Source organism: Actinoplanes sp. NPDC020271 (genome assembly GCF_044388125.1).
GTDB lineage: Bacteria > Actinomycetota > Actinomycetes > Mycobacteriales > Micromonosporaceae > Actinoplanes.
The window spans coordinates 17,408-40,046 of record NZ_JBIRWQ010000017.1 but is presented as its reverse complement, the minus strand read 5'-3'; the positions used below and the strand labels follow the sequence as shown (position 1 = coordinate 40,046).

25 protein-coding genes are annotated in these 22,639 nt (G+C 69.4%); 11 read left to right on the top strand and 14 right to left on the bottom strand.

The features are described from left to right. The first annotated feature begins 59 nt into the window (after positions 1–59). Positions 60–734: a response regulator transcription factor gene (locus ACH442_RS31010; RefSeq protein WP_396341663.1), complete on the top strand. Its 675-nt coding sequence runs from the start codon at positions 60–62 to the stop codon at positions 732–734. Between the two features lie 54 nt (positions 735–788). Here ACH442_RS31010 and ACH442_RS31005 read toward each other — a convergent pair whose 3' ends face one another. Further along, entirely contained in the window at positions 789–2,000 is a 1,212-nt protein-coding gene (locus tag ACH442_RS31005) for an MFS transporter (protein ID WP_396341662.1), read from the bottom strand. A 64-nt stretch (positions 2,001–2,064) separates the two neighbouring features. Here ACH442_RS31005 and ACH442_RS31000 point away from each other — a divergent pair, with 64 nt between their 5' ends. Continuing rightward, positions 2,065–2,502 (top strand): MerR family transcriptional regulator, encoded by a 438-nt coding sequence (locus ACH442_RS31000; RefSeq protein WP_396341661.1) that lies wholly within the window; start codon positions 2,065–2,067, stop codon positions 2,500–2,502. On the opposite strand, the gene ACH442_RS30995 is transcribed toward ACH442_RS31000, so the two are convergent. Genes ACH442_RS30995 through ACH442_RS30950 form a run of 10 tightly spaced genes read right to left on the bottom strand, consistent with a single transcriptional unit; the run spans position 2,436 to position 12,017 of the window. Continuing rightward, entirely contained in the window at positions 2,436–3,371 is a 936-nt protein-coding gene (locus tag ACH442_RS30995; protein ID WP_396341660.1) for a hypothetical protein, read from the bottom strand. The genes ACH442_RS31000 and ACH442_RS30995 overlap by 67 nt on opposite strands. Continuing rightward, on the bottom strand, positions 3,371–4,645 hold the full coding sequence (locus ACH442_RS30990; RefSeq protein ID WP_396341659.1) for a pyridoxal phosphate-dependent aminotransferase: 1,275 nt from the start codon (positions 4,643–4,645) through the stop codon (positions 3,371–3,373). The genes ACH442_RS30995 and ACH442_RS30990 overlap by 1 nt, the downstream gene beginning before the upstream one ends. Then, the gene (locus tag ACH442_RS30985) at positions 4,642–6,264 is read right to left on the bottom strand and encodes an AMP-binding protein (RefSeq protein ID WP_396341658.1); all 1,623 of its coding nucleotides are present in this window, start codon (positions 6,262–6,264) and stop codon (positions 4,642–4,644) included. Before ACH442_RS30985 ends, ACH442_RS30990 begins: the two co-directional genes overlap by 4 nt. Further along, positions 6,261–7,373: a Glu/Leu/Phe/Val dehydrogenase dimerization domain-containing protein gene (locus ACH442_RS30980; RefSeq protein ID WP_396341657.1), complete on the bottom strand. Its 1,113-nt coding sequence runs from the start codon at positions 7,371–7,373 to the stop codon at positions 6,261–6,263. The genes ACH442_RS30985 and ACH442_RS30980 overlap by 4 nt, the downstream gene beginning before the upstream one ends. Positions 7,374–7,400: 27 nt before the next feature. Further along, a complete protein-coding gene (locus tag ACH442_RS30975; RefSeq protein ID WP_396341656.1) occupies positions 7,401–7,964 on the bottom strand; it encodes a gamma-glutamyl-gamma-aminobutyrate hydrolase family protein in 564 nt (187 codons plus the stop codon). Positions 7,965–7,976: 12 nt separating this feature from the next. Next, positions 7,977–8,774, bottom strand: a complete 798-nt coding sequence (locus tag ACH442_RS30970) for a hypothetical protein (protein WP_396341655.1) — start codon at positions 8,772–8,774, stop codon at positions 7,977–7,979. Further along, positions 8,771–9,826: an N-acetyl-gamma-glutamyl-phosphate reductase gene (argC, locus tag ACH442_RS30965; RefSeq protein ID WP_396341653.1), complete on the bottom strand. Its 1,056-nt coding sequence runs from the start codon at positions 9,824–9,826 to the stop codon at positions 8,771–8,773. Before argC ends, ACH442_RS30970 begins: the two co-directional genes overlap by 4 nt. Further along, positions 9,823–10,674, bottom strand: a complete 852-nt coding sequence (locus ACH442_RS30960) for a RimK family alpha-L-glutamate ligase (RefSeq protein WP_396341652.1) — start codon at positions 10,672–10,674, stop codon at positions 9,823–9,825. The genes argC and ACH442_RS30960 overlap by 4 nt, the downstream gene beginning before the upstream one ends. A gap of 1 nt (position 10,675) precedes the next feature. Next, positions 10,676–10,861 (bottom strand): hypothetical protein, encoded by a 186-nt coding sequence (locus tag ACH442_RS30955; protein ID WP_396341651.1) that lies wholly within the window; start codon positions 10,859–10,861, stop codon positions 10,676–10,678. A gap of 19 nt (positions 10,862–10,880) precedes the next feature. Then, the gene (locus tag ACH442_RS30950; RefSeq protein ID WP_396341650.1) at positions 10,881–12,017 is read right to left on the bottom strand and encodes a hypothetical protein; all 1,137 of its coding nucleotides are present in this window, start codon (positions 12,015–12,017) and stop codon (positions 10,881–10,883) included. A gap of 248 nt (positions 12,018–12,265) precedes the next feature. Here ACH442_RS30950 and ACH442_RS30945 point away from each other — a divergent pair, with 248 nt between their 5' ends. The 8 genes from ACH442_RS30945 (at position 12,266) to ACH442_RS30910 (ending at position 18,045) form a co-directional block, all read left to right on the top strand. Beyond that, positions 12,266–13,369 carry an acyl-CoA dehydrogenase family protein gene (locus tag ACH442_RS30945; RefSeq protein ID WP_396341648.1) on the top strand — a complete coding sequence of 368 codons (1,104 nt, stop codon included), beginning with the start codon at positions 12,266–12,268 and terminating at the stop codon, positions 13,367–13,369. 1 nt (position 13,370) lies between these two features. Continuing rightward, a complete protein-coding gene (locus ACH442_RS30940) occupies positions 13,371–14,537 on the top strand; it encodes an acyl-CoA dehydrogenase family protein (RefSeq protein ID WP_396341647.1) in 1,167 nt (388 codons plus the stop codon). Positions 14,538–14,577: 40 nt separating this feature from the next. Further along, the gene (locus tag ACH442_RS30935; RefSeq protein ID WP_396341646.1) at positions 14,578–14,964 is read left to right on the top strand and encodes a MerR family transcriptional regulator; all 387 of its coding nucleotides are present in this window, start codon (positions 14,578–14,580) and stop codon (positions 14,962–14,964) included. Between the two features lie 24 nt (positions 14,965–14,988). Further along, positions 14,989–15,981, top strand: a complete 993-nt coding sequence (locus ACH442_RS30930; protein WP_396341645.1) for an NADPH:quinone oxidoreductase family protein — start codon at positions 14,989–14,991, stop codon at positions 15,979–15,981. A 9-nt stretch (positions 15,982–15,990) separates the two neighbouring features. Beyond that, complete coding sequence (locus ACH442_RS30925) at positions 15,991–16,617, top strand: nitroreductase family deazaflavin-dependent oxidoreductase (protein ID WP_396341644.1); 627 nt, start codon at positions 15,991–15,993, stop codon at positions 16,615–16,617. 55 nt (positions 16,618–16,672) lie between these two features. Beyond that, positions 16,673–16,822 carry a hypothetical protein gene (locus tag ACH442_RS30920; RefSeq protein ID WP_396341643.1) on the top strand — a complete coding sequence of 50 codons (150 nt, stop codon included), beginning with the start codon at positions 16,673–16,675 and terminating at the stop codon, positions 16,820–16,822. A 282-nt stretch (positions 16,823–17,104) separates the two neighbouring features. Continuing rightward, positions 17,105–17,302, top strand: coding sequence for a hypothetical protein (locus ACH442_RS30915; RefSeq protein WP_396341642.1), 198 nt, complete (start codon positions 17,105–17,107; stop codon positions 17,300–17,302). A gap of 470 nt (positions 17,303–17,772) precedes the next feature. Then, entirely contained in the window at positions 17,773–18,045 is a 273-nt protein-coding gene (locus tag ACH442_RS30910) for a transposase (RefSeq protein WP_396341641.1), read from the top strand. 203 nt (positions 18,046–18,248) lie between these two features. On the opposite strand, the gene ACH442_RS30905 is transcribed toward ACH442_RS30910, so the two are convergent. The 3 genes from ACH442_RS30905 to ACH442_RS30895 all read right to left on the bottom strand — a co-directional run bounded on the left by ACH442_RS30905 (position 18,249) and on the right by ACH442_RS30895 (position 21,633). After that, positions 18,249–18,569, bottom strand: coding sequence for a MerR family transcriptional regulator (locus ACH442_RS30905; protein WP_396341640.1), 321 nt, complete (start codon positions 18,567–18,569; stop codon positions 18,249–18,251). A 1,551-nt stretch (positions 18,570–20,120) separates the two neighbouring features. Beyond that, on the bottom strand, positions 20,121–20,975 hold the full coding sequence (locus ACH442_RS30900; RefSeq protein WP_396341639.1) for an enoyl-CoA hydratase/isomerase family protein: 855 nt from the start codon (positions 20,973–20,975) through the stop codon (positions 20,121–20,123). Positions 20,976–21,036: 61 nt separating this feature from the next. Further along, positions 21,037–21,633, bottom strand: coding sequence for a TetR/AcrR family transcriptional regulator (locus ACH442_RS30895; RefSeq protein ID WP_396341638.1), 597 nt, complete (start codon positions 21,631–21,633; stop codon positions 21,037–21,039). 174 nt (positions 21,634–21,807) lie between these two features. Here ACH442_RS30895 and ACH442_RS30890 point away from each other — a divergent pair, with 174 nt between their 5' ends. Beyond that, complete coding sequence (locus ACH442_RS30890) at positions 21,808–22,599, top strand: hypothetical protein (protein ID WP_396341637.1); 792 nt, start codon at positions 21,808–21,810, stop codon at positions 22,597–22,599. Positions 22,600–22,639 lie beyond the last annotated feature (40 nt).

Here is a 22,639-nt window from a genome sequence, read left to right as displayed (position 1 = left end):
TTTGCTGCTTAGCGTGATCGCTCGGTGATCGGCAGTGACAAGGGACGGAGAGAGTAGTCGTGTCACGGGGAGTAGTGCGCATCCTTGTCGTCGAGGGCGGCTCGACGCAGACCGAGGAGAGGCGACGGGATCTACGTCGGCAGGGGTACGCGGTGAGCAGCGTCGACACCGGGGCCAAGGCCTTACAAGCGCACCGGATATCCGATCTTGTTCTACTCGACCTCGACCTTCCCGACATCGACGGGCTGGAGGTGTGCCGCTCGATCCGGGCTGCCGGTAACAAGCCGATCATCTCCGTTTCCTCCGGTGATACCGAGACCGACCGCATCCTCGCCCTCAACGCCGGCGCCGACGACTGCCTGGTCGCGGGCTGCGGCTCGCGGGAGATGCTGGCTCGGATCGAGGCGGTGTTGCGCCGGGCGCTGCCGTGCCGCCAGCCCGACCGGATAATCAGCCTCGGCTCGTTGAGCCTGGACGGGCAGTCCCACGAGGCACGCCTGCGGGGCCACCCGGTCAAGCTGACCGGCAAGGAGTTCGAGCTGCTGCACAAGCTGGCCTCGCATCCCGACGAGGCACTGTCGCGCAAGCAGTTGATGGCCAGCGTGTGGGAGACGAGCTGGGCTGATTCCAGCCGGACCATCGACACGCATGTGCGCAGCCTGCGGGCCAAACTCGGGTCCCATTCCTGGATCATCACGGTCCGCGGGGTCGGGTACCGCATCGGACGCGGCTGAGGCCGGGCACCGGCCGCTGGCCGCGGCCCGCGCCCGGCCGGGCGGGGGAGAACGTCAGCGCAGGTCCGGGCGCCGAGCGGGGAACGCATGCTTGCGCGCAACCACGACAACCAGGAGCACCGGGATCATCAGGGCGAGCACGCCCCAGGGGAACGAGGTCGGCCCGAGCGTGGCGAGCAGGATGCCGCCGACCGCACCGCCACCGGCCATGAACGAGTTCCAGGTGGTGACCAGCAGCGCCTGCCCGCGGTCGCCGCCGGCGTCGGTCACAGCGGTCTGGAGCAGGGTCGTCACGCCGCCCCAGCCCAGTCCCCACAGCACCATCGACGCGTACACCACCAAATCGCTGCCGGCGGCCACCGCGAGCAGCACCGCGGCGACGACGAACAGCGCTGCCGAACCGATGGTCAGTGTTCGCAGTTTACGGTCGACCAGCGCTCCGGTGATCACGATGCTCACCACCGAGGCGATGCCGAACACGAGCAGGATGGCGTCGCGGTTACCGCCCATGTCGTACTCATCGAGGAACGTGGCGATGTAGGTGTAGAGGATGTTGTGAGCCAGCACGTACGCGGCAACCGTGAACAGCACCGCTACCACGCCGGGCAGTCGCAGCGCTTGGAGGATCGGCTCGCGCTGGCCCGCCTTCTGCCCGGGCGCGGCCGGCACCGAGACGCTGATCCAGAACAACAGCAGGCCGGAGATCCCGGCGACCAGCCCGAACGTCAGACGCCAGCCGAACACACTGCCAAGGAAGGTGCCGAGCGGGATGCCCAGCGCAAGGGCCAGCGGGACCCCGGCCATGGTGATCGAGATCGCCCGGCCTTGGAGGTGCGAGGGTGCCAGCCGGCGCGCGTAGCCCACCAGTTCGGCCCATACCGCGGCTGCGGCGATGCCCGCCAGCAGGCGGAAGCCCATCGTCAGGGGGTAGTTGGAGGACACCGCGGTGACGACGTTGGCCACGGCGAAGGTCGCGACGGCGAGCAGCAGCAGTTGCTTGCGGCCCCAGGCCGCAGTCGCCGCGATCAGCGGGATCGCCGACAGGCCGGTGGCGATCGCGTAGATGGTCAGCATCTGGCCGGCGGCCGACTCGCTGACGGACAGGTCGCGGGCCATCTCCGGCAGCACACCAGCCGGCAGTGCCTCCGTGAGGATGCCCATGAAAGCCGCGGTGCTCAGGGCGAGAAGTGGCGACCAGGGCAGTTTGTTCCCCGTGGCCGCCGCCTGCGGCACGGGAGTCTCGGGGACAGTCCGTGAAGTCGTCATGTCGGTATACTCAAACCTTTCCATTGATGTGATGGTCCAGAGCATTTCGAGTGAGGTGCATCACATGCGAATCGGATCTCTGGCGGAACGCACCGGGACGTCCCGGCGGTTGCTGCGCTACTACGAGGAGCAGGGGCTGATCGGCTCGCGGCGCTCCCCCAACGGCTACCGGGACTACGCCGAGTCCAGCGTGGACAAGGTGCTCCAGATCCGAGGGCTGCTGGACGCGGGCCTGCCGATCCGCGTCATCCGGGAGGTCCTGCCGTGCATGGACACCCCCCGGACCATCCGCATCTCGGCGGCCACCAGCGACACGATCGCGCTGCTGGAGAACGAGCGAGACCGGATGACCGAGCGCATCCGCTGCCTCGAGCGCAACCGCGACGCCATCGCCAGCTACCTTGAGGCGGTCCGCGTCGAGGCCCTGCGGGCCGCTCAAGACTCCGAGGAGCCCCAAGCGGTGAACCCGGCCGAGGCGGTCGCCTCGACCACCGGGGCGTAACGGACCTCGTTCGACAGCACCACGCCGTGACTGGCCAGGTCGAACGTGATCCGGTCGCCGTCGGCGATCCGGAAGCCCGCGTGCCAACTGGCCTTGTCCGAGCCGAGCAGCACGTAGCTGACCAAGCCCGCCCGCCGCAGCCCGGGAAAGCTGAACAGGTGGTTCACCATGTCCGGGACGCGCTGGAAGATCGAGTCCGCGCCGCAGGTGAAGTCGCCCTTCCAGGCGGCGGCGCCGCCGCGCTCAATGATGATCTGCCCGGTCACAGTCCGCGGCGGTTCGCCGAGGAACAGCCACGGAGTCATCGAGGTATCGCACAATTTCGCGTACGGCGTCCAGCCCCACGGGTTCTGCAAGTGCAGCCCGATGTCGTTGAGGTCGTTCGCGAAGGTGTAGCCGGCGTAGTGCGGAGCGCCGGACTCGTCGTTGACGAAGACCAGAGCCACCTCGGGCTCCTCCAGTAACGCAACGGCCGACGCGGTGACGTTCAGCGGCCCGCCGTTGGTCTCCAGCCACGATCCGTTGCCCTTGATCAGCCAGTTCGGTGCGCGAAACTCCTCGTCCGGGGCCGGCGGGGCGGGATACTTGGACCGATGGGTGCCCATGAAGCCGGTGATCAGCGAGTTTCCGGAGCCGCTCGGCAGCAGCGGCGGCAGATAATGGATCTCCGGGTCGTCACCGGCGACGGTGACCGTCTCGCGGCCAGAGGTGACCGACTGCAGCAGCGCTTGCAGTCCCCGGCCGGCCAGCACGGCCGCGCGCACCTGACCGTCGGAGACCGGGTAGAGCAGGACGGGTTCTCCGGGCTTGGGCAGACCGAGCCCGGCGTAACGCCGCCCCCGATACTCGCACTCGTACAGGATGGGCATCAGGGCCTCCTCGAAAGGTCGTTGAATACCTCCGCGACACGCTCGACGGAGGCCTGGATCCAAGGCAGGGCGAGGGGATCCGGCGCGGCCAGGGCAGCCGACTGCTCCGCGTCGGACTCGCCGTACAGGCGGCTGGTGGCGACACGCAGGCGCAGCGACCTGGGCGGCTCGCCGAACGCGGTGCCGGGCAGCAACGCCACGCCGTAGCGGGTGCTGAGCAGCGCGGCCAGTTCATCGCTGCCGTGGACGCCATGCCGGTGCGACAGCTCGTCGCGCTGCGGCTCGAAGTCCGGGTAGAGGTAGCAGGTGGCCCGGACCGAGGCCACCTCGGCGCCAGCTGCGAGTAGCTTCACCGCCACCGATCGGACCACCCGCTCGTGCAGTCGGCGTGAGGCCGCCACCCGCGCGGTCACCTCCGGCGGCTCGGCCAGCGCGTATGCCGCCGCAGCCTGCACGGGCGCGGCCGCGCTGGACCAGATCTGGCTGGCGACGGCGGCCAGCCGGTCGCGCAAGGACCGGCCGTCCGGACCGGTCGGCAGGCGGGCCACGCCCAACCGCCAGCCTCCCACGGCCAAACTTTTGGTGAGGCCGGTAGTCACCACCGTACGGTCGGGGGCGAAAACCGCCGGGGATATCGCCCGGTCGCCCGGAGCAAACACGAGGTCGCCGTAGATCTCGTCGGAGATGATCACCAGGTTCAGCTCCTGGGCTGCCTCGGCCAGATCGCGGACGGTCTCCGGCGAGGCGATCGTCCCGGTCGGGTTGTCCGGCAGGGTCACGATCACCGCCCGCGGGTCGCGTCCCCCGGCCCGGGCCGCGAGCACCCGCGCACGCAGCTCATCCGGGTCCGGCACCCCGCCCTCACCGGGCCGGGTGCGCACCCCGATCGCCCGGAGACCGGCCAGCCGGGCGTGCGCGGCGTAGCTGACCCAGCTCGGCACCGGCACGACCACATCGCCGCCGACCGCCAGAAGGAGCGCGAACAGCAACGGCTTGCTGCCCGGCCCGCAGACCACGTCGGCCGGGTCGGTGTCCAGGCCGCGCCGGCCCCAGTAACCGGCGGCCGCCTCGCGCAGCTCGGTCGAGCCGGCGACCGGCCCGTACGCGGTGCGCCCGGCCGCCCGAGCCAACCGCTCGGCCAGCTCGGGCAGAACCGGCAGCCCGATCTCGCCGGTCGCCAGGAACAGCACCCGCTCCCCGGCCCGCCGGCGCCGCTCGAACTCCGCGTCGGCGGCCAGGGTGGCCGACATGGGTACCTTCGCCGAGGCGGTCACGGCGTCTCCGCGTACCGGCGCCGCAGTTCGGCCTTACGGATCTTGCCGGTCAGCGTGATCGGCAGAGCGCCGGTGAGCTCCAGTCGCTCCGGGTGGAAGCGCGGATCCTGGCCCGCCTCCCACAGGTGCGCGTGGAGCTCGGACAGGGTCGGCTCGCGTCCGTCGCGGGGTACCACGACCGCGAGAATCGGGTCGTCCGGCCGCCCGTCCGGGCCGACCAGTGCCGCCGCGGTGACCTTGGGATGCAGGGCAAGAATCGCCTCCAACTCGGCCATCGGTACGACGTCGCCGTCGCGCACGATCGTGTCGGCAGCGCGCCCGAGGATCCGGATCCCGCCGCGGCCGTCCTCGCGGGCCAAGTCGCCGGTATCGAACCAGCCGTCCTGGGAAAGCTCGGCGTTGAACGCATCCTGCTGCTTGAAGTAGCCGAGCGCCCGGGAGGCGCCGCGCACCCGCAGGCGGCCGACCGAGCCACGCCGCGACGGGTCGTGGCACAGGTCGATGCGGATCTGCATCGCGTCGATCGGTCGGCCGTGGCTGTGCGCGGCCCAGTCCCGGTCGTAATCGAGCCGGCTGACCGTAATCGGACCGAACTCCGACATCCCCCACACCGAGTACGTTCGCGAGCCGAAAGTCGCCCGCATCTCCTCCACCAGCGCCGGCAGGACCGGGGAGGCACCGGCGATCGTGTGCTTGAGGCTGGACACGTCGTGCGGGACGTCACGCTGGGCCCGCGCTACCTCAGTCAGGGTGGAGGGCGGGCCGTAGAGCAGGGTGGCGCGGTAGCGCTCGATCAGGTCCAGCAGTCCGACCCGGTCGGGGCCGTCCTGGAACACCGCGGTGCCGCCGAGCAGTACCGAGGCGAGCACTCCCTGGCCGAAGCCCGAGTAGTGCACGAGCGGTGTGGTGATTGCGGCGACCAGGTCGTCGCCGAGCAGCAGCGCGTCCACATAGCCGCGGACACCGGAGTAGACAGTGTTCTGGCTGTGTACCACGCCCTTGGAGAAGCCGGTCGTTCCCGAGGTGAACAGCACGACAAACGGCTCGTCCGGAGTGAGCTGGCGCCCGGCCAGGGCGGCCGCCTGGTCGTCCGCCCCACTCGTACGGACGAAATGATGGTAGAAGTCACGGGCACCCTCCGGAGCCGGGCCGCCGACCACCATCAGGTGTTCCAGGGGCAGGTCGTCCTGAAGGGCACGGATCTCCGCGGCCAGCGGCCGGCCCTGCCAGTCGGCCATCGTGACGCAGACCTTGGCCTCCGTCAGCGCCAGCCGGTGCCGCAGCTCATCGCCCTGGCATTCCGGGGCTATCGGGCAGATGACCGCGCCGACCGCCATGCAGGCGAAGATCAGCGGGACGTTCTCCCAGCGGTTGGGCAGCTGCACGGCGATCATGTCGCCGCGCTGCACACCCAGCTCCAGCAGGGCGCCGGCGAATCGGTCGGTCAGTCGGGCCAGGTCGGCGTAGTCGAACGTGTCGGTACGGGCTTCGCCGAGCCGGCGGCCCACAATCGCAATCTTGCGCGGACGTTCGCGGGCCTGCCGGCGCAGATCGTCGAGGAACGTCCGGTCGCGCCACCAGCCGCGCTGCCGGAACTCCGCGGCGTCGTCGGCGGTCACCGGCCGCGCTCCGCGCGACGGGTCGTCAGCAGCTCGGGCAGCGGGTCGCCAGCGCCGGCCGCGGCGATCTCCAACAGGGCTCGGGTGTTGTGGCGAACCCGGTCGCCGACCCAGTCGAAGACCCAAGCCTTGCGCGCGTCGGCCGCCAGGTCGAACGGAACGACCCGGGTGACGGCGAGCGCGGCCGAGGCGGCGCCTCCGATGTTGGCGATCACGCCCGGCACCAGCGTGACCCCGGCCGCCCGGGCCTTCTCCTTGGCCTCGGCGCTCGAACTGAGGTTGCCGCCCTCGACCACCAACGGCGTACGCAGCCGGTGCACGTTGCCGTCGTTGAGCGCGTGCTTTTGTGCGGCCAGGATCAGCAGGTCGGCGTCCACATCGAGCCACGCGTCGGTGCCACTCGTAGCGGTGACGCCGGTCGGCAACCCGCGCCGGTCGATGCGCCCGAACTCGTCGGTGGCGGCGATCAGCTCGTCAACGGGCAGCCGGTTCGCACTGATCGTGCCGTCGATGTCGGCGACCCCGACGACCACGTGGCCGCGGGCTTCGAGGAACCGGGCGACAGCCCGCCCGACAGCGCCGAAGCCCTGCACGACGACCCGGGCCGCCTCGGTGTGGCCCCGGGCCTCCAGGGCGGTCACTGCGGCTACCCCGACGCCGTGGCCAGTACAGTCGATCAGGGGTTCGTAGTACGTACGCCAGTCGATCGGCATGTCCGGGGCGCCGCGCCGGAACCGCGGATCGTAGCCGGCCTCGTCGAAGAACACGGCCCGGTCGGCCGGGGTCACGCCCATGTCGATGCCCAGGTGGATGCCGCCGTGCAGCAGCGGCTTGACCGTGCGCCCGAAGGTACGGAAGGTGTTCTCGCGGTCGCCGCCCGCGGCGACGATGCCGGCCTTCGCGCCACCGATCGGCAGGCCGGCCAGGGTGAACTTCTGGGTCATGTCGTGGGCCAGCCCGGCCACCTCGGCCTCGGTGACACCCGGGGTCATCCGGGTGCCGCCCATCGCCAGGCCGTCGTAGAGCGAGTCGACGACGACCCAGCCAGTCAGGTCACCGCCGCTGCCGTTGAGGTGAACGGTGAAGGCAGGATTCTTGCTGTCGCTCATGAGTACGTCCTCCGAAGTCGCGGATTGTCACTGGTAGAGCTGGGCGAAGCCGCGCAGGATCTCGCGCCCGTCATCACGGAACTCCAGGTGCGCCTGGGCGCCGAAGACCCGGCTGTCGTCGGAGCGCAGGAACTCCACCGGCGCGTGCTCGGAGCGGCCGATCGACCGGAAACCCGGTGGGGCCGCCTTCAGGTAGAGGGTGTGACGGTGGAAGACCGTCACGGTCGGCTTGACGAAGGCGAACAGTGGCTCGTCGGTGTCCACCTCGGCCTGGTGGCCGCCGACCCGCTGGGGTCCCTCGGCCAGCTCGGCACCCTGCGAGACCGCGATGATCTGCATGCCGCCGCAGATCCCGAACACCGGGACCGGGGCGGTCATCACCAGATCGATCAGCGGTCGGTAGTACGCCGTGTCGAAGGCCCGGACCTTGGTACCGCTGAGCACAATCGCCTGGTAGCGGCCGTCGACCCGGTCCGGTACGGCGGTAGCCGCGACCACGTCGGTCGCCGAGCCCAGGTCCTCGAAGCGGCGACGGAGCTGCTTCAGCGAGAGTGTGCCGTTGTTGACGACGAGTACGCGGGGTTGTGTCACGATCGATGCTCCTCAACCTCGGGTGATGACGGTGCCGGTCCGGCCGGCCAGCAGCTCGGAGACCAGGCCGCTGCCCAGGACGACCTGGTGCACGCCCTGCTCCAGCGCCTCGCCGGCGGCCCGCAGCTTCTTGCGCATACCTCCGGTGGCTCCGCGGTCCCGAAACGACGCGGCCGCGCCCGCGTCGATTCGAGTGACCGGCTTGTTCTCGATGAGCAGGTGCGCCACGTCGGTGACCAGCACCAGCCCGGTGGCGCCGAGCGCGCCGGCGATGGCGGCGGCGGCCCGGTCGGCGTCAGTGTTGACCTCGTGGCCGTCGTCGTTGCGGGCCAGCGGGGTGACCAAGTACGCATGACCGGGCCGCAGGTTCTCCAGCCGGGTCGGCTCGACCTTGGCGATCGGGCCGACCCGGTTCTCCAGCTCGACAAGTTGCTTGCCCTGCCACCACCAGCGCTCTCCCGGACCGGCATGCACCAGCCCGTCGCTGCCGAGCAGCCGCTCGGCTGAGATACCGCGAACCGCGAGCCGGTCCATCACGTCGCGGGCCAGGACCGCGCTGACGGTCTTGATGTCGGCGATCACCTCAGGCGTCGTCCACCTGCTGGCGTTGCCGTAGCGATCGCGCAGGAACGCGCCCGGGTCGCGGTAGCGCGGGTGGAAGTTGCGCAGCGGCCTGGACCAGCCGTGGACCAGCACCAGCGGGTGGTCCACGGCGTGCGCGGCCAGGTCGTCCCACCACGGGCCGGCCAGGTCGTCAAGGCAGCTGCCGCCGAGCTTGACGACGGTCGGCACCGTCGTGTCGCGGCTCATGCCGGCATCACCGGCTGCATGGTCAGGCCGGTCTGCTCGGGCAGCCCGAAGCGCAGGTTGGCGGCCTGCACGGCCTGCCCGGCCGCGCCCTTGACCAGGTTGTCCAGCGCGGCCAGGGCAACGATTCGGCGGTTCTCCTCGTCGTAGAGGACGGTGACGTCGCAGTAGTTCGAGCCGAGCACGGCCTGCGGGTCCGGGACCGGCAGCAGCGTTTCATCGTGCCGGCGGACCCGGACGAAATGCTTGCCCTTGTAGAACCGGGTGTACGCACGATGCAGGTCGCGCTGGGTGGTGTCGACCTCGGCGTAGACGTAATTGCTGGTCATCAGACCGCGGACGTGCGAGACCCCGTACGCCGACATCGCCAGCGACCCGATCGTGCCGGGCTTGCTGCGCTCGAAGAAGTCGCGAACCTCGCCGGCGTGGCGGTGGCTGGTCGGGGCGTACGGCGCGATCGCCCCATTGCGCAGCGGGTGCAGGTCCGTGGTGCGCAACGACAGCCCGCCGCCACTGGAACCGCTCTTGCCGTCGACGACCACGGTCGTCAGGTCCAAGCCGAGCTCCAGCAGCAGCGGGGCCAACGCCAGCGTCATCGACGTGGCGTAGCAGCCCGGCAGCGAGATCAACGCGGCACCCGGCAGCTGGTCGGCGACCAGCTCCGGGACGCCGTACACGAACCGGTCGGCCAGCTCAGTGCGCCGGTCGACCTGCGGGTACCAACGGGCGTGCAGCTGCGGGGTACGGATCCGGAACGCACCACTGAGATCGATCAAGGCCGGGACCCGGTCGGCCAGCAACGCCGCCAGCTCGGCCGAGACCGGCGCCGGGGTGGCCAGGAACAGCACGTCGACCTGCTCGGCGACCTGCTCGGTGACGGGCTGCACGGTAAGCCCGAAGTCCAGGCGCAGTCCCGGGTGCAGCTCGGCCGGTCGGCGCCCGACATGCGAGGAGCCGCCCAGGAAGGTGAGCTCCAGCTCGGGGTGCTGGGCGATCAGCCGGATCAGGTCGCCCCCGGCCAGCCCGGACGCGCCGATCACGCCGGCCCGGATCACGACAGCACCTCGTGCACGTAGCGGCCGACCGCAGCTGCCACGTCGACCCCGGTGGCCTGGGCCACGGCCCGGAATCCGGGCGCATGGTTGACCTCGTTGACCACGAAACCGTCGGGCGTGTGGAACAGGTCGATGCCGTAGATGCCCGGACCGAGCACGTCCAGCACGCCGTTGACGAGCTTGGCGACCTCCTGGGTGTCGGCCGCCGGGCGGCTGGTGTTGCCCAGGGCGGCGTTGTTGCGCCAGTCATCGCCGCCGCTGGTGAACTCGGCGGCGCCGATCAGCTCGTCGCCGATCACCAGGCAGCGGGTGGAGGCCCCACCGGCCAGGAACGGCTCGACCAGGCAGGCCTGCTCGAAGGCATGCCCGAGGTCCTCGACGTAGTCGTAGACCGAGTGAGCGGTGTCGGCGTCACGGATCAGTGCGACCCGCTTGCCCATTCCGCCGTAGACCGGCTTGAGGACCACCGGCGTCCCGAAGTCGGCCAGAGCCCGGGTGAAGTCGGCGCGGGACAGCACCAGCCGGAACTCAGGGACCGGGACCCCAGCCGCCCGCAGGGTGGAGCGCAGCACCGCCTTGTTCTCGCACAGGTTGATCGCCCGGGCGGTGTTGACCACCCGGGCGCCGGTCTCCTCGGCCAGGCCGGCGATCAGGCCGCCCCGGGTATAGCTGCGGCTGCGCAGAAGGATCGCATCGTACCGAGCCAGCACGGGAGCGTCGGCCCGTCCCAGACACAACGACTCGTCGTTGATCCACTCGATGGTCAGACCGAGGCCGGGCGCGGCCGCGATGAGCTGCCGTTCCTCCCAGGCGATCCGGTCCGCCACGATCGCGACGGTGGCGGCCATCTCACTGGCCCCAGTCGCGCAGCTGCACCTCGACCATCGACAGCCGGAGCACGCCGGCGTCAACGGCCTCGACCCGCAGCGTCAGCATGCACTCGGGGCAGGAGAACGTCTCACCCTCGACCACGGGCGGCACGGTCAGATCGGTCTCGCACTCGGGGCAGACGCCAGAAAGGGTGGCGGTGGACATCTGATTTCTCCTTGTGAATTCAGAGTGACTGGAAGTCGACGGCGGCTTTACGAATGGCGTCCTGATCGAGCGGCGGGCGCCCGTTTTCCTCCTGTTGGCGAATTAGCCACGAGGTGAACGAATCGATGTCGACGGTGATACCGGAATCGAGCAACGCCCATTTCGTGAGCGCCGGGGTGAGCCGGGTACGCACCAGCAGTCCTCGCGCATTGCCGACGAGTTCGGCCGGCAGCGTCTCGTAGGCCTCGGGGTGGGTGAGCTGCCCTGGCAGTTCGTAGGCGAAAGCCTGCGGCGAAGTGGGCCCGGACTGGAACGCGGTGCCCAGGCCGGCGCCACGCAGCGCGATCCGGGACAGCTCGGTCAGGTGGGTGAGGTCGAAGCGTGTGTCGCCGTGCACCACCCGCAGCGCCATCAGCAGCTCGGCCAGCGGAGCGTTACCGCCGCGCTCGCCGATGCCGCCGACCGTGGCCGAGATCCACTGAGCGCCGGCGCGGACCGCGGCCAGCGAGTTGGCCACCGCCATGCCCAGCATGTTGTGCGAATGGATCTCGATCTCCGAGCCGTCGATGGCGGTCAGGTCGCCGATCACCGACTCCATCTGCCAAGGCGACAGGTAGGCGACGGTCTCGGCCAGCCGGAATCGGTCCGCGCCGGCCGCGAAACCCGACGTCACGTACGGGACCAGCCGCTCGCGTGGGGTACGGGCGCCATCCTCTCCGCTGAACGTCACGTGGAAGCCGCGTTCCTTGGCCTGGCTGATCGCGGAGCGGGCCAGCACTTCGACGAACTTGAGGCTGGACGAGCCGAGCTTGAGCCGGGCGTGCTCCTCGGAGGTGGGGATCGAATACATGATGTGCCGGACACCGAGCCGTTCGGCTTCGTCCAGCGCGCCGGTGACCTGCTGCCGGTCACGGACCATGACCAGCGACATGCTGCGGTGCGGGCCGATCGCCTCGTGGGTGGCTGAGATCAGATCAGCGTCCTTGCTGCCGGGCCCGGAGATCATGCCGACCTCGACCAGTTCGATTCCGGTGCGTACCAGCAGATCGGCGATGGTCGCCGCGTCGCGGGGCCCGAATTCGACACCAGCCATGTGTGCCGAGTCTCGCAACGTCGCATCAGAGAGGCGGGGTACGGGATTTACTGCGTTTTCCATTTCGATGACGCTCCCTCGATATCGGGTGGCTTCGCAGTCCCGCGGTCAACCTTGCGGCGAATAGCGACAGCACGGCAAGGGTGTCAATATCAAGAACTGTGAAGTCTCGTGGTGGGCCGCAAAGTCGCGTATCGAACCGTGCCGAACAGCTGGCCGTCTGTGATTTATCGAGATCGTCCACTAATTGGACGGATACCGTGGCTGGATTCGTCATGGACGAAGCGCAACAAAGGAAAGGGGAAATCACCGTGTTTCCGAAAGCCGAGGGTGACGACAGGTCCCTGGTCGAGCAGGCCCGGTACCTCGCCGCCCAGCTCGCCCAGCCCAGCTCGGCCGAGCGAGACCGGCCCGGCCGCTGGGACGCCAGCCTGTTCAAGGCCCTGACCGCCGCGTTCGCCCCCGGGCTGACCGGAACCCAGACCGCGGCCGTGCTCACCGCCCTGGGCGAGGGCGGCCGGGATCCGGGGCTCACGCTCGCCGTCACCGCGCACGCGGTGCTGACCACCGTGCCGATCCGGGCATTCGGGACCACCGCGCAGCGCGAGCGGTACCTGCCCCGGATCGCCTCGGGCGAGTGGCCCGGTGGGCTGTCGCTGCAGCAGACCCGGGGCACGGCCCTTGCGTGCACAGTCGCGGTCATCCCGGCCGCCGACGGCGCGAGCGGCTGGATGCTTTCCGGCCGGCTCGACCAGGTCGTGCTCGGCGTCGAGGCCCATCACTACCTGGTCGTGGCCCAGCACGACGACGGGTCGCGCACAGCGTTCCTGCTCGACCGCGACACTCCCGGCCTTCGGGCCGAGCCGGACGGCCCGGCTGCGCTGGCCAGCTGCGCGTGGGGGCGACTCACCTTGGACCAGACCCGAGTACCGGCGGATGCCGTACTCGGCACGGTCGGCGCGGCCGGCACCGAGACCGAGCCGTTGGTCGCCGCTCTCGACTGGGTGTTCACCAGCGCCGGGTGGCTCGGTCTCATGCGGGCACTGACCGACGACGCGCTGGCCGGTGCCCGCACACTCGAGCTGTTCGGCGCGCCGCTGGCCCACTCTCAGTCGATCCGGTTCCTGCTGGCCGACCTGGCAGTGCAGAACGAGCTCACGGCCGGACTGTTGCACCGGGCGGCCGCCCGGTTCGACGGCGACGCCACACCCTCGGCCCGGGAGGCCGCGACCGTACGGCACTTCACCGCCGGTGCTGTCCGCACCGTCGCCGAAGGCGCAGCCCGCCTGGCCGGAGCGACTGCGCCCGGGCTCGTCGAGCGTGCCCACCGCGACGCGCTCTTTTTCGCTTCCGCCGCGGGCGGTGCCGACGTGCTGCGTCCGGTGATCGCGGCTCCCCTGCTCGGACTCGGCTGACGTGAGGACGGACACTGGCATGTACTTCGACGTGGAATCCTTCGCCGCGATCGCGGCCCGCGCGGCCCAGACCGACGCCGCCGGGTCGATCCCGGAAGAGAACTGGCAGGAACTGGCCGACACCGGCTACCTCGGCCTTTTCCACCCGCGGCACCTGGGAGGAAGCGGCGCCGACGCGGCCATCCAGGTACGGGCCATGGAGGCACTCGCCCGTGCCTGCTCGGGAACGTACTGGGCGGCCACGGTCTCCTCACTGCTGTGCGGGAACCTGCTCGCCACATACGGCGACGAGCGGCACCACGACCTGATCCGCTCCCTGGCCACCGGCGAGCGGCTGGCCGCCTTCGCCATCGTCGAGACCGCGGCCGGCAGCGACGCCGGCACCTACCGCACCCTGGTGCGGCGGACCACCGGCGGCTTCACCGTCACCGGCGAGAAGTCCCGGATCACCAACGCCCCGCGCGCAGACCTCGCCGTCACCCTGGCCCGCCGGGACAAGCCGGCTGGGGACGACGGCCCGGACTGGTGCCTGGCCTTCGTCGACCTCAACCAGCCCGGCGTACGCCGCTACGACATCCCGCACATGGGCCTGCGCGGCATGCCGTGGGGCGGCCTCGTGTTCACCGACGCCCACGTCGATGAGGCCGACGTCGTCCCGGTCCCGTTCACCGAACTGGCCGAGGGCATGACCTGGGGCTGGCTGCTGGTCTCGGTGGCCGCCGTGGCCACGGCGGAATCGGCCCTGGCCGCCACGGTGCGCCACGCCCGGCAGCGCGTGTCGTACGGCCGCCCGCTGGCGCACATGGAAGGGGTGCACGCGCAGATCGCCGACTCGCGGACCCAGATCGACGCGGCCCGCGTGCTGGCGCAGCGCTGCGCCGCCCGCCGGGTCGCCGGTGACTCCGCCCGCCAGCTGATCGGCATGCTCAAGGTGTACGCCACCGAGATGGCGGTCGAGGTCACGCAGCGGGCCGTGCAAATCCACGGCGCGGCCGGGGTCACCTCGGGCCACGAAGTCGAGCGCCACTACCGCGACGCGCAGATGAACGTGGTGGGGGCATTCGCGACCAACCGGCTACGAGAACAGATCGCCGAAGGCCTGGGCCTCGGGCCTGCGGTGTATCGACCGTTCGACTGGCTGTCACCCGCTGGGCTCAGCCGACCGTAAGGCGGCGTCACTGCCAGCGACACTCGTCGTTCTTCTGGGCGTGAAGATCGGCGAACTGTCCCGACGGGCCGGTGTGAGCGTGCGAGCGCTGCGCCACTACGAGGGCGAGGGGTTGCTACGGCCCGGCCGCTGCGGCAACGGCTACCGCATCTACGACGACGGCGCCGTCGAGCTGGTCCGGCAGATCCGCATGATGATCGACAACGGGTTGCCGCTGCGGATCATCCGAGACGTTCTGCCCTACCTCGACGAGCCCGGCGACCTGATACCCGAGGTACCGTGCTCCTACCTGGTCGAGCAGGTGGCCGCGCAGCTGGCCCGCCTGGAGCAGCGCATCGACAGCCTGACCCGCCACCGGAACGCCATCGACGCGTACCTGCGGGCGGCCCGGACCGCCGCCGAGTCACGGCGTTTGACCCTGCCGTAGGCGTCAGGGTTCTAGCGTCGCGGCATGACCATTTCCACGACTATGCGCGCCCTCCGCCAGACGACCCTTGACGGCCCACAGGACCTGCGGCTCATCGACGACGTCCCGGTGCCAACCCCCGGTCGGGGCGAGGTGCTGATCCGGGTCGGCGCCGCCGGCGTCAACTTCGCCGACGTGATGCAGACACACGGTACCTACGGCGGAGGGCCGCAGGCGCCGTACCTGGCCGGCTTCGAGGCGGCCGGTACGGTCGTCGCGCTAGGGCCAGGTGTGACCAGTCGGACCATCGGCGACCGGGTGATCGGGGCCGGGCCCGGCGCGTTCGCCGAGTACATGCTGATGCCGGCGTCAGCGACACTGCCGGTGCCGGCCGGCTGGGCCGACGAGCAGGCACTCGGTCTGGTGCTGAACTGGGCGACGGCCCTGGCCGCGCTCAAGCCGCTGGGTCGCCTCACCGAGGGCGAAACCGTGCTGGTGACCGCGGCAGCCGGCGGGGTCGGCCAAGCCGCGGTGACGATGGCCAAACACTACGGGGCGACCGTGATCGCCACCGCCTCACCGAGCAAGCACGACACGGTTCGCGCGCTAAGCGCCGATCATGTCCTCGACCACCGTGCCGCCGACATTGCCTCCGAGGTTCGACGACTGACCGGCGACGTCGGCGCCGACCTCGTGCTGGAGTCGGTCGGCGGCAACACGTTCGGGGCGAGCCTGACCGCGGCGCGGCGGATCACCGGACGGGTCGTCGTCTACGGCAACGCCGCCGGCGCGGCCGCGCTCACCACCCACAAGCTCGTGTTCGAACAACAAGTCCAGGTGATCGGCCTGCACATTGGGGTGCTGGCCGAGGCTGCGCCGCAACTGTTCGCCGGGCTGATGGCCGAGCTGGACGCGCTGATCTCGGCCGGGGTGTACCGACCCGGCCGGCCCACCGTCTTCGACCTGGCCGACGGGCCCAGAATTCTCGCCCGGATGCAGAACGGGCTCACCGTCGGCAAGCTGGCGCTACGCCCGTGAACCCACTCGATGACACCACCGGTGACCGCCTCACCATCCGCGTCCACTCGGACCGTTGGAGAGAACTCGCGTGGACACCTGGTCGATGTGGGACCGGCGCGGCGGGGCTTACGGCACGCTCACGACAGCCCGAATATGGTCCGGCGGCAGCCACCGCCGGCGGTTCCGGCGCGGGCCGCCCGGAGAGCCTGGAGCCGGGAAGCAAAGCGCCTCTGGCGCGCCCGACGCGGTCCTACGACGCCGACGCGCTCGACAGGTGCAGCTCAAGAGCAGGCCTGGGCCCCGCACTCCTATCTGCTGACCACCCGCGGCCGCCGGACCGGGCAACCGCGCACCACCCCGGTCACCGTCGTCGAGCGAGACGGCCGGCGTTACCTGGTGGCCCCATATGGCCCGGTGTCGTGGGTGCTCAACGCGCGGGCCGCCGGCCATGTGACTCTCCGCCGCCGCGGACGCCGAGCCGACTACCAGGTGCGCGAGGTGGATGCCGACGAGGCCGGCCCGGTGCTCAAGCAGTACATCGGGATCGCCCGGCCGACCCGCCCGTACTTTCGGGCCGCTCCGGATGCTCCCGTGACGCAGTTCGTCGCGGAAGCAAAAAATCATCCGGTCTTCGAACTCACCAGGCAGGGGTGACCTGCTGGATGAGCGCAGCCCGATCGGGGTGCTCGTCCGTAGCCTCCGCCACGTCGTGACCGGAGATGCCGCCAAGGAAACGCCCACCCGCAGCGCGATACAGGCCCAGATCGACGAAGTCGACGCGATCGTCCACGACATCCGCGCCACCGTGTTCGCTCTGCACCCACTCAGCCCGCACCCGACACCGACCCGCCACCCGTGAGCCTGGGCGGCGCATCCTGAACCTGCAACATGCCGCTCGGCATCGACACCTGCGGGCCTTCACCCCTGCCGCGGCGTCGCGCGACCAGCACACCCCTCGCCGCACTGGCCGTGCTGCACGCGAAGACCGGAGGTCACCAAGCCAGCCCTGCGGTGTGAACTCCTTCAGAGTCCGAATGGCCCTTACCTCCGGGGCCTTCCGGCGACATGCTGAAGGACGACTCTGGTCATCAGAAGCCACCGGCGATGCCGGCCCGTGCGGGGCACTCTTGGAAGGCACGTCATGCTCATCGACAAAGCGACCATCGTCGCGACACTGCGCACCAGGGGATTAACGGAGCGGGCGGACTGGGTCGATCGGCAACTACCGCCACTCGTCGACACCGCACGAAACGCGTCCCTGTTGAGAATGCTCGGCCTCGACCCGGAGAAGATCGCGCACCAGACCAGCGCGGAACACCTCGAGGTCGTCTCATCGTGACGGCGTAGCGACAGGGGTCGAGCAGCCGCCACGGCCGGCGTCGACCGCTGATACGCAGTCGCCGGTCAAGTCGCGTGACCCCGGGGTTCGTGGCGTTGTCTCCTATGCCTGGCGTTCAATGCGCCGGAATATGAAGGGCCGCTGAGCCGGACCACCGTCCCTGACCTCGGTAACCAACGGCTGACTGCGACTGCGCACCGACGCCACCAGCGCGACTCGCGGCTATGAGAGTGAAGTCCGTCGTGCTCCGGCCTGGGCGAACGCGGTCGACCGGCAACATCGAACCGGGATGCTGAGCAATTTCGTCGCACCGCAGCGGCCGGCAGCCGGTACGCCTGCTCGACCTACGACACTGCGCTGACGCCCGCGGAGCCGTGTCTGCGCCTATCAATGATCGTTGTGGCGGTCGTGAGGGATAGGGCGGAAGCGATCGATGTCCTGGCGGGTTCCGTGAGCAGCTCCACCGATGCATGATCAGGCGGGCCGACGCCTTGTTCAAGCTGACGGACGCCTTGTTCAAGCTGACGGACGCCCTGTTGTGCACCGACGGGCCGGTCAAGACGCTGGCCGGGCTGTCTCCGGCGCCGAAGCACCGGCGGGGCCACGGCGCCATGTACGACGCGCTCAACGCGGGGCGCATCGGCGTCGAGTCGCTGCGCCGGCAGCTGGCCGGGTTGCCGTTACCACGGGCGGCGGACGGCCGCCTGTACCTGGGTACCGAATGCAAGCACCTCAAGCTGTAACCCATGGGTCAGAGAAGCGGGGGACCTCGGCCGGGAGCGACCATCGCAGCCTTCACCGCCCACTGCATCGGCATCGCCATCGCGCTGCGCACCACCGCCGCCTGAACAGCCGCTCGGTCGGTGATACGTACGGTCAGGGGAACGCGGGCCATGCGAAACGGTCCTTCTCTCATGATCGGAGAAGGACCGTGAAGGCGATCGGATCAGGCGGCGTCCGCCTGCTGTCGGTGCGGTTGGTTCCCGTTTCGTTGAAGAGCTTCCTCGAGCTGGTCCTCGAGGACGATGATCCGGCAGACGGCTTCCAGGGCGATGCCTTGATCGACCATCTCCCGGGCCCGTGCGGCGAGACGCAGGTGGTGACGCGAGTAGCGGCGGTGGCCTCCGGCCGACCGGGACGGGATCAACAGTTTCGCCTTCTCCAGGCGGCGCAGGAAATCCTGCGAGGCGCCGGTGATCTCAGCGGCGCGGCCCATCGTGTAGGCAGGGTAGTGCTCGTCGTCGAGCATGTCATCGGGTTGGGCCATCCACACACCTCTCCATGACGAGGGCCCCGGCGCAGAAGCGCCGGGGCCCAGGGTTACGGAATCACAACACCATCTACCGACATGTTTGTCGGCTTGCCTTTTCCGCACCTGCCGCCTCTCGCGGATTGCGGTGCGAGGATCGCATAAGCGTGACCGGAGACCACCTCACGTTCGATGGAAACTGCGGTGTCCACCCCAGAACCCGAGAACAGTTCTGACGGCGGGCGATCCAACGGTGCTCGTCCCTCCCTTTCCTCTGCTTCCATTTCCTGTGGTGCTGTCGTACTACCTGCCGGTGTCGGAGCCCCACGCAAACTTCACGGCCCCGCACACGTACGGCTGATCTCCTGCATCAGGTCGAGCCCTGAACCTGCACCGGCCCCACCTGCGTCTGCCCTGACCTGGAACTTCGTCAAGGTCTTGTCTCGCACTTGCCTTACTCGTTACTTCGACTGCTGTCCTGCGCCAGATGGAGCCCTGAAACCGCATCAGCCCCACCCGCTTGTGCCCTGACCTGGAGTTACGTCAAGGTCTTGTCGTGCACCTGCCTTACTGAATGCATGCGGTGATGCTGTGCCACCGCCGTGCCGAGCGAGCCACGAAAAGATCCGGGCCCTGCTTGACGCTCGGTCTTCGTCTGCGTCTTCAACGATCTCTGCTGTCAATGAGAGAAACACTAACCGGACTCGGCAAGGATGTCTAGTCCCGTCGCCATAGATTTTCTCGGCGAGCCGTGAAGATTTTCAGGTGCGTCGCCGATGGTCCGCTGAGTCCGCAGGTCACGGCCATCAAGCCGCCGCAGAGCCGAGCGCCCGCCACGCCATCGTCACAACGCCGGCCGGCGGGGCCTCGGCAAAGCGCGAATATTCGTGGCGCTCCCGGGCGCCTTCAGCAATTCGGGCTCGCGGGGCATCACGCCCCGTGCCCGCGGCATGCCGCACGATGCACTCAGGGGAGCGGGCGAACCCCGGAGAACCGGAGGAAGCCGCCCGAGCCCGGTCAGCGCCCATCGGACGGACGGCTTCTCGGCACCGGATCGCCACCGGATCACCAGGGTCCTAAAGACTGGGATTTCCAGCCCCGAAAGTGGGAACAAAAAGGGCCGTGATTCGCATTTCTGCAGGTCACGGCCCTTTTCTGAAGTGAGCCCGAAGGGACTCGAACCCCTAACCTTCTGATCCGTAGACAGCGCCCCAATCAGAAGGCTCAGGGTTTTCCGGGCAACACTCGGCGACGCTCCGCTTTGCTACCATCTGCCGACTTTCACCCCTTACGGGACGTCTCACATGTTGAGAAGTCAAGACCGCCGTCCAGCGGACCGATCGAACCGGGGAAGCGCCCCGGCCGCTCGGGCCGGGCGCCGCCGTCGCACCGGCCAGCCGCCGTCGTCGTCGGACCAGGCGCCGATGGCCCCGTTACGCGCGATTCGCGCCCAGCCGACCCGACTGCCGCCGTCGAGCTCGGGCATCGCCCGCGCCGCCCGTCCGTCCCCGCCGCGATCTTGCCGCGCCCAGTGGCGCGGCGAACCGAATGGAGGCGGGAGTCACGAAATCACCAGATCCGGCGGGCGTTGGCATCGGCGATCAGTTCCCGGATCGGGATGAGTTGTTTGGCGCCGATCGTGCCCAGCATCTGCTGAGACATATGGAAGCCGAAATCCTCGGCGACGAGCTTCTTAAACGGACGGGAGAGGATGTTGTGAGTGGCCCAGCGGGAGAAACGGGGGCGTTTCATGATGAACTCGGCTATCTCCCATGCTCGCGTGAGAAGCTGCTCGCGGGGCAGCACATCACTGACGATGCCGTATTCCAAGGCCTTGCGCGCTGGGATAGATTTACCTCCGTAGATGTGGTAGGCAGCCCGCTTCGCCCCCATCAGCGCCTGCAGAACGAGCGCTTGCCCGTCGCCGGGCGGGCTGCCGGCCAGGAAGTGCGGATCCATGAAGTCGGCGTCCTCGGCGGCGAGGGTGATGTCGCACAGCATCGCGAATTCGGTGTGGATGCCAGGGCCGTTGACGGCCGCGATGGTGGGGATGTCGAGGTTGTTCACGAAGCTCTCGATGAGCTTCCAGCCGTCGTACGTCTGCTGGAAGATGTAGTCCGGCTCCTCTTCGACGATCGGCTTTCCCCAGGTCTTCTCCGGACTGCCCTGGAACCAGGTGTCGCCGGTCGCGGTGATGATGAGGACCTGGTTCTCCGGGTCGTTGCCGACGTCCTGCCAGACTCGGCTCCACGCGTTGTGCGCTGCCCAGTTGTGGACGTAAGGACCGTCATCGGTGTGCAGGCGCAGTTCGATGATGCCGTTCTCGCGGCGCATCTTGAAGAAGGCCGCATACCTGTCTGAGTACTCGTCGAAGGGGGTGGGCGGCACCTGGCCGCCCCAGGTGTCGTTGTGCGTGTCGGACACGGAATAATCCCATCGCTTAATGAGACACTATCGTCTCATTAAGCGATGGGGGCGTCAAGCGTCAGCGCGGCATCAGCCCGTCCAGAACCGTCGTCACCACCCGCTGCGCGAACTCGCGCGTGACAGGGTGCCGGTCCCGCGTCATCGACAGGTAGACCGGTGCGACGAGCATGGTGTTGAGGAACCGCACGTCCATCGCCGACAGCTGACCCGACGCCACCGCCGCGTCTATACGCTCCTGCAGCGCGGCGAGTCGCGCCTCAAACACCTCTTGGCCGAGGTGGCGCACGGGGTCGTCGTCGGCCGCAGTGACGGAGGCGTTGATGATCGCTCGGCCGACCGGAGTGGCGAGCGTGTCACCGATGTCGCACAACAGGTCGACCAGATCCGCACGGATGTCGTGCGTGTCACGGGTGCGCACCGATGTCTCGGCGAATCGCAGGAGCGCGGACCGGATCAGGTCGTCGCGCTGCGGCCATTTGCGGTACAGGGTCGCCCGGCCTGTGCCGGACAGCTTGGCGATCGCCTCGTAGGTCACCGCGGCGACGCCGTGCCGGGCGATCAGCTCCACGGTGGCTTCCAGCACCTGCTCACTGACTCTCGCAGTGCGGCCGCCTGGCCGGGTCCGTGGCGTCGTTCCGGATACACCCTCGGTCACGCGGGCCAGAATACTGTTCACCGCACCGTCCACGGCGCGGCGGCCGGAACGCCACCGGCAGGAAGGTTCGCCGAACGCGGCGACGGAGGTGGCCAAGCCGAGACCGAACGCATGACCTTCAGGGACAAGACAGGCCGTTCATTGCCTTCTCCGAGGTCAAGGACCCGATCCACCATGACCGGCCGACCGCCGAACTACCCACCCCGCCCACGCGGGCGGCGGGTCCTGCGCCGCAGCGGCTTCGACGACTGCGATGCCGCCCGCACCGAGCTCGACCACGCCCGCGCTCTGCTCGCCCTCGCCGACGGCGACACCGGCCTGGCCGTGCAGATCGGTGACCTGCTGCACGCCTGCAAGAACGGCATCGCGCTGCCCGACCGTGACACCGTCGCCGCCCGCGTCCGCGCCGGCGTGCCCGCCACCATCCCGACCACCACCGGCGAATATCTGACCGGATGGCTGGCCGGACGGCGCGGCCTGTCGCCCAAGACCATCCGCGGCTACAGCGACCACCTGGGCGACATCCCGTTGCATGCGCTGCGGGCCAGCCACATCCAAGCCATGTTCATCGCCCTCGACACCCGCACCGGGCACGCCAGCAACGATCCGGCCGTCCACGCCCGCTTCCGCGGGATACGGCCGATGGGCGCCTCCAGCCTGCAACGGCTGTACGCGACCCTGCGCGTCGCCCTCAACGACACCGTTCGCCGAACCCGGCTCATCCCCACCAACCCGGCCCTGGGCATCGAACTCGAAACCGGCGCCCGCCCGAAAGCCCGGGTGTGGACGCCCAAGGCGATCGAGCATCGGCAAGCCACCGGGCAACGGCCCAGCCCGGTGATGGTGTGGCGGCCCGAACAGGCCGGGCAGTTCCTCGACTACGCCCAGAAACATGACGCCGTGCTCTACCCGGCGTCCAGCGCTGGTCCTCCCCCCAACCTGCTGCGGTCGGCCCCTACCGCTTGACCCTGTTTTGCGCGCGGAAGCTCACGTGACGCTCCTGGGC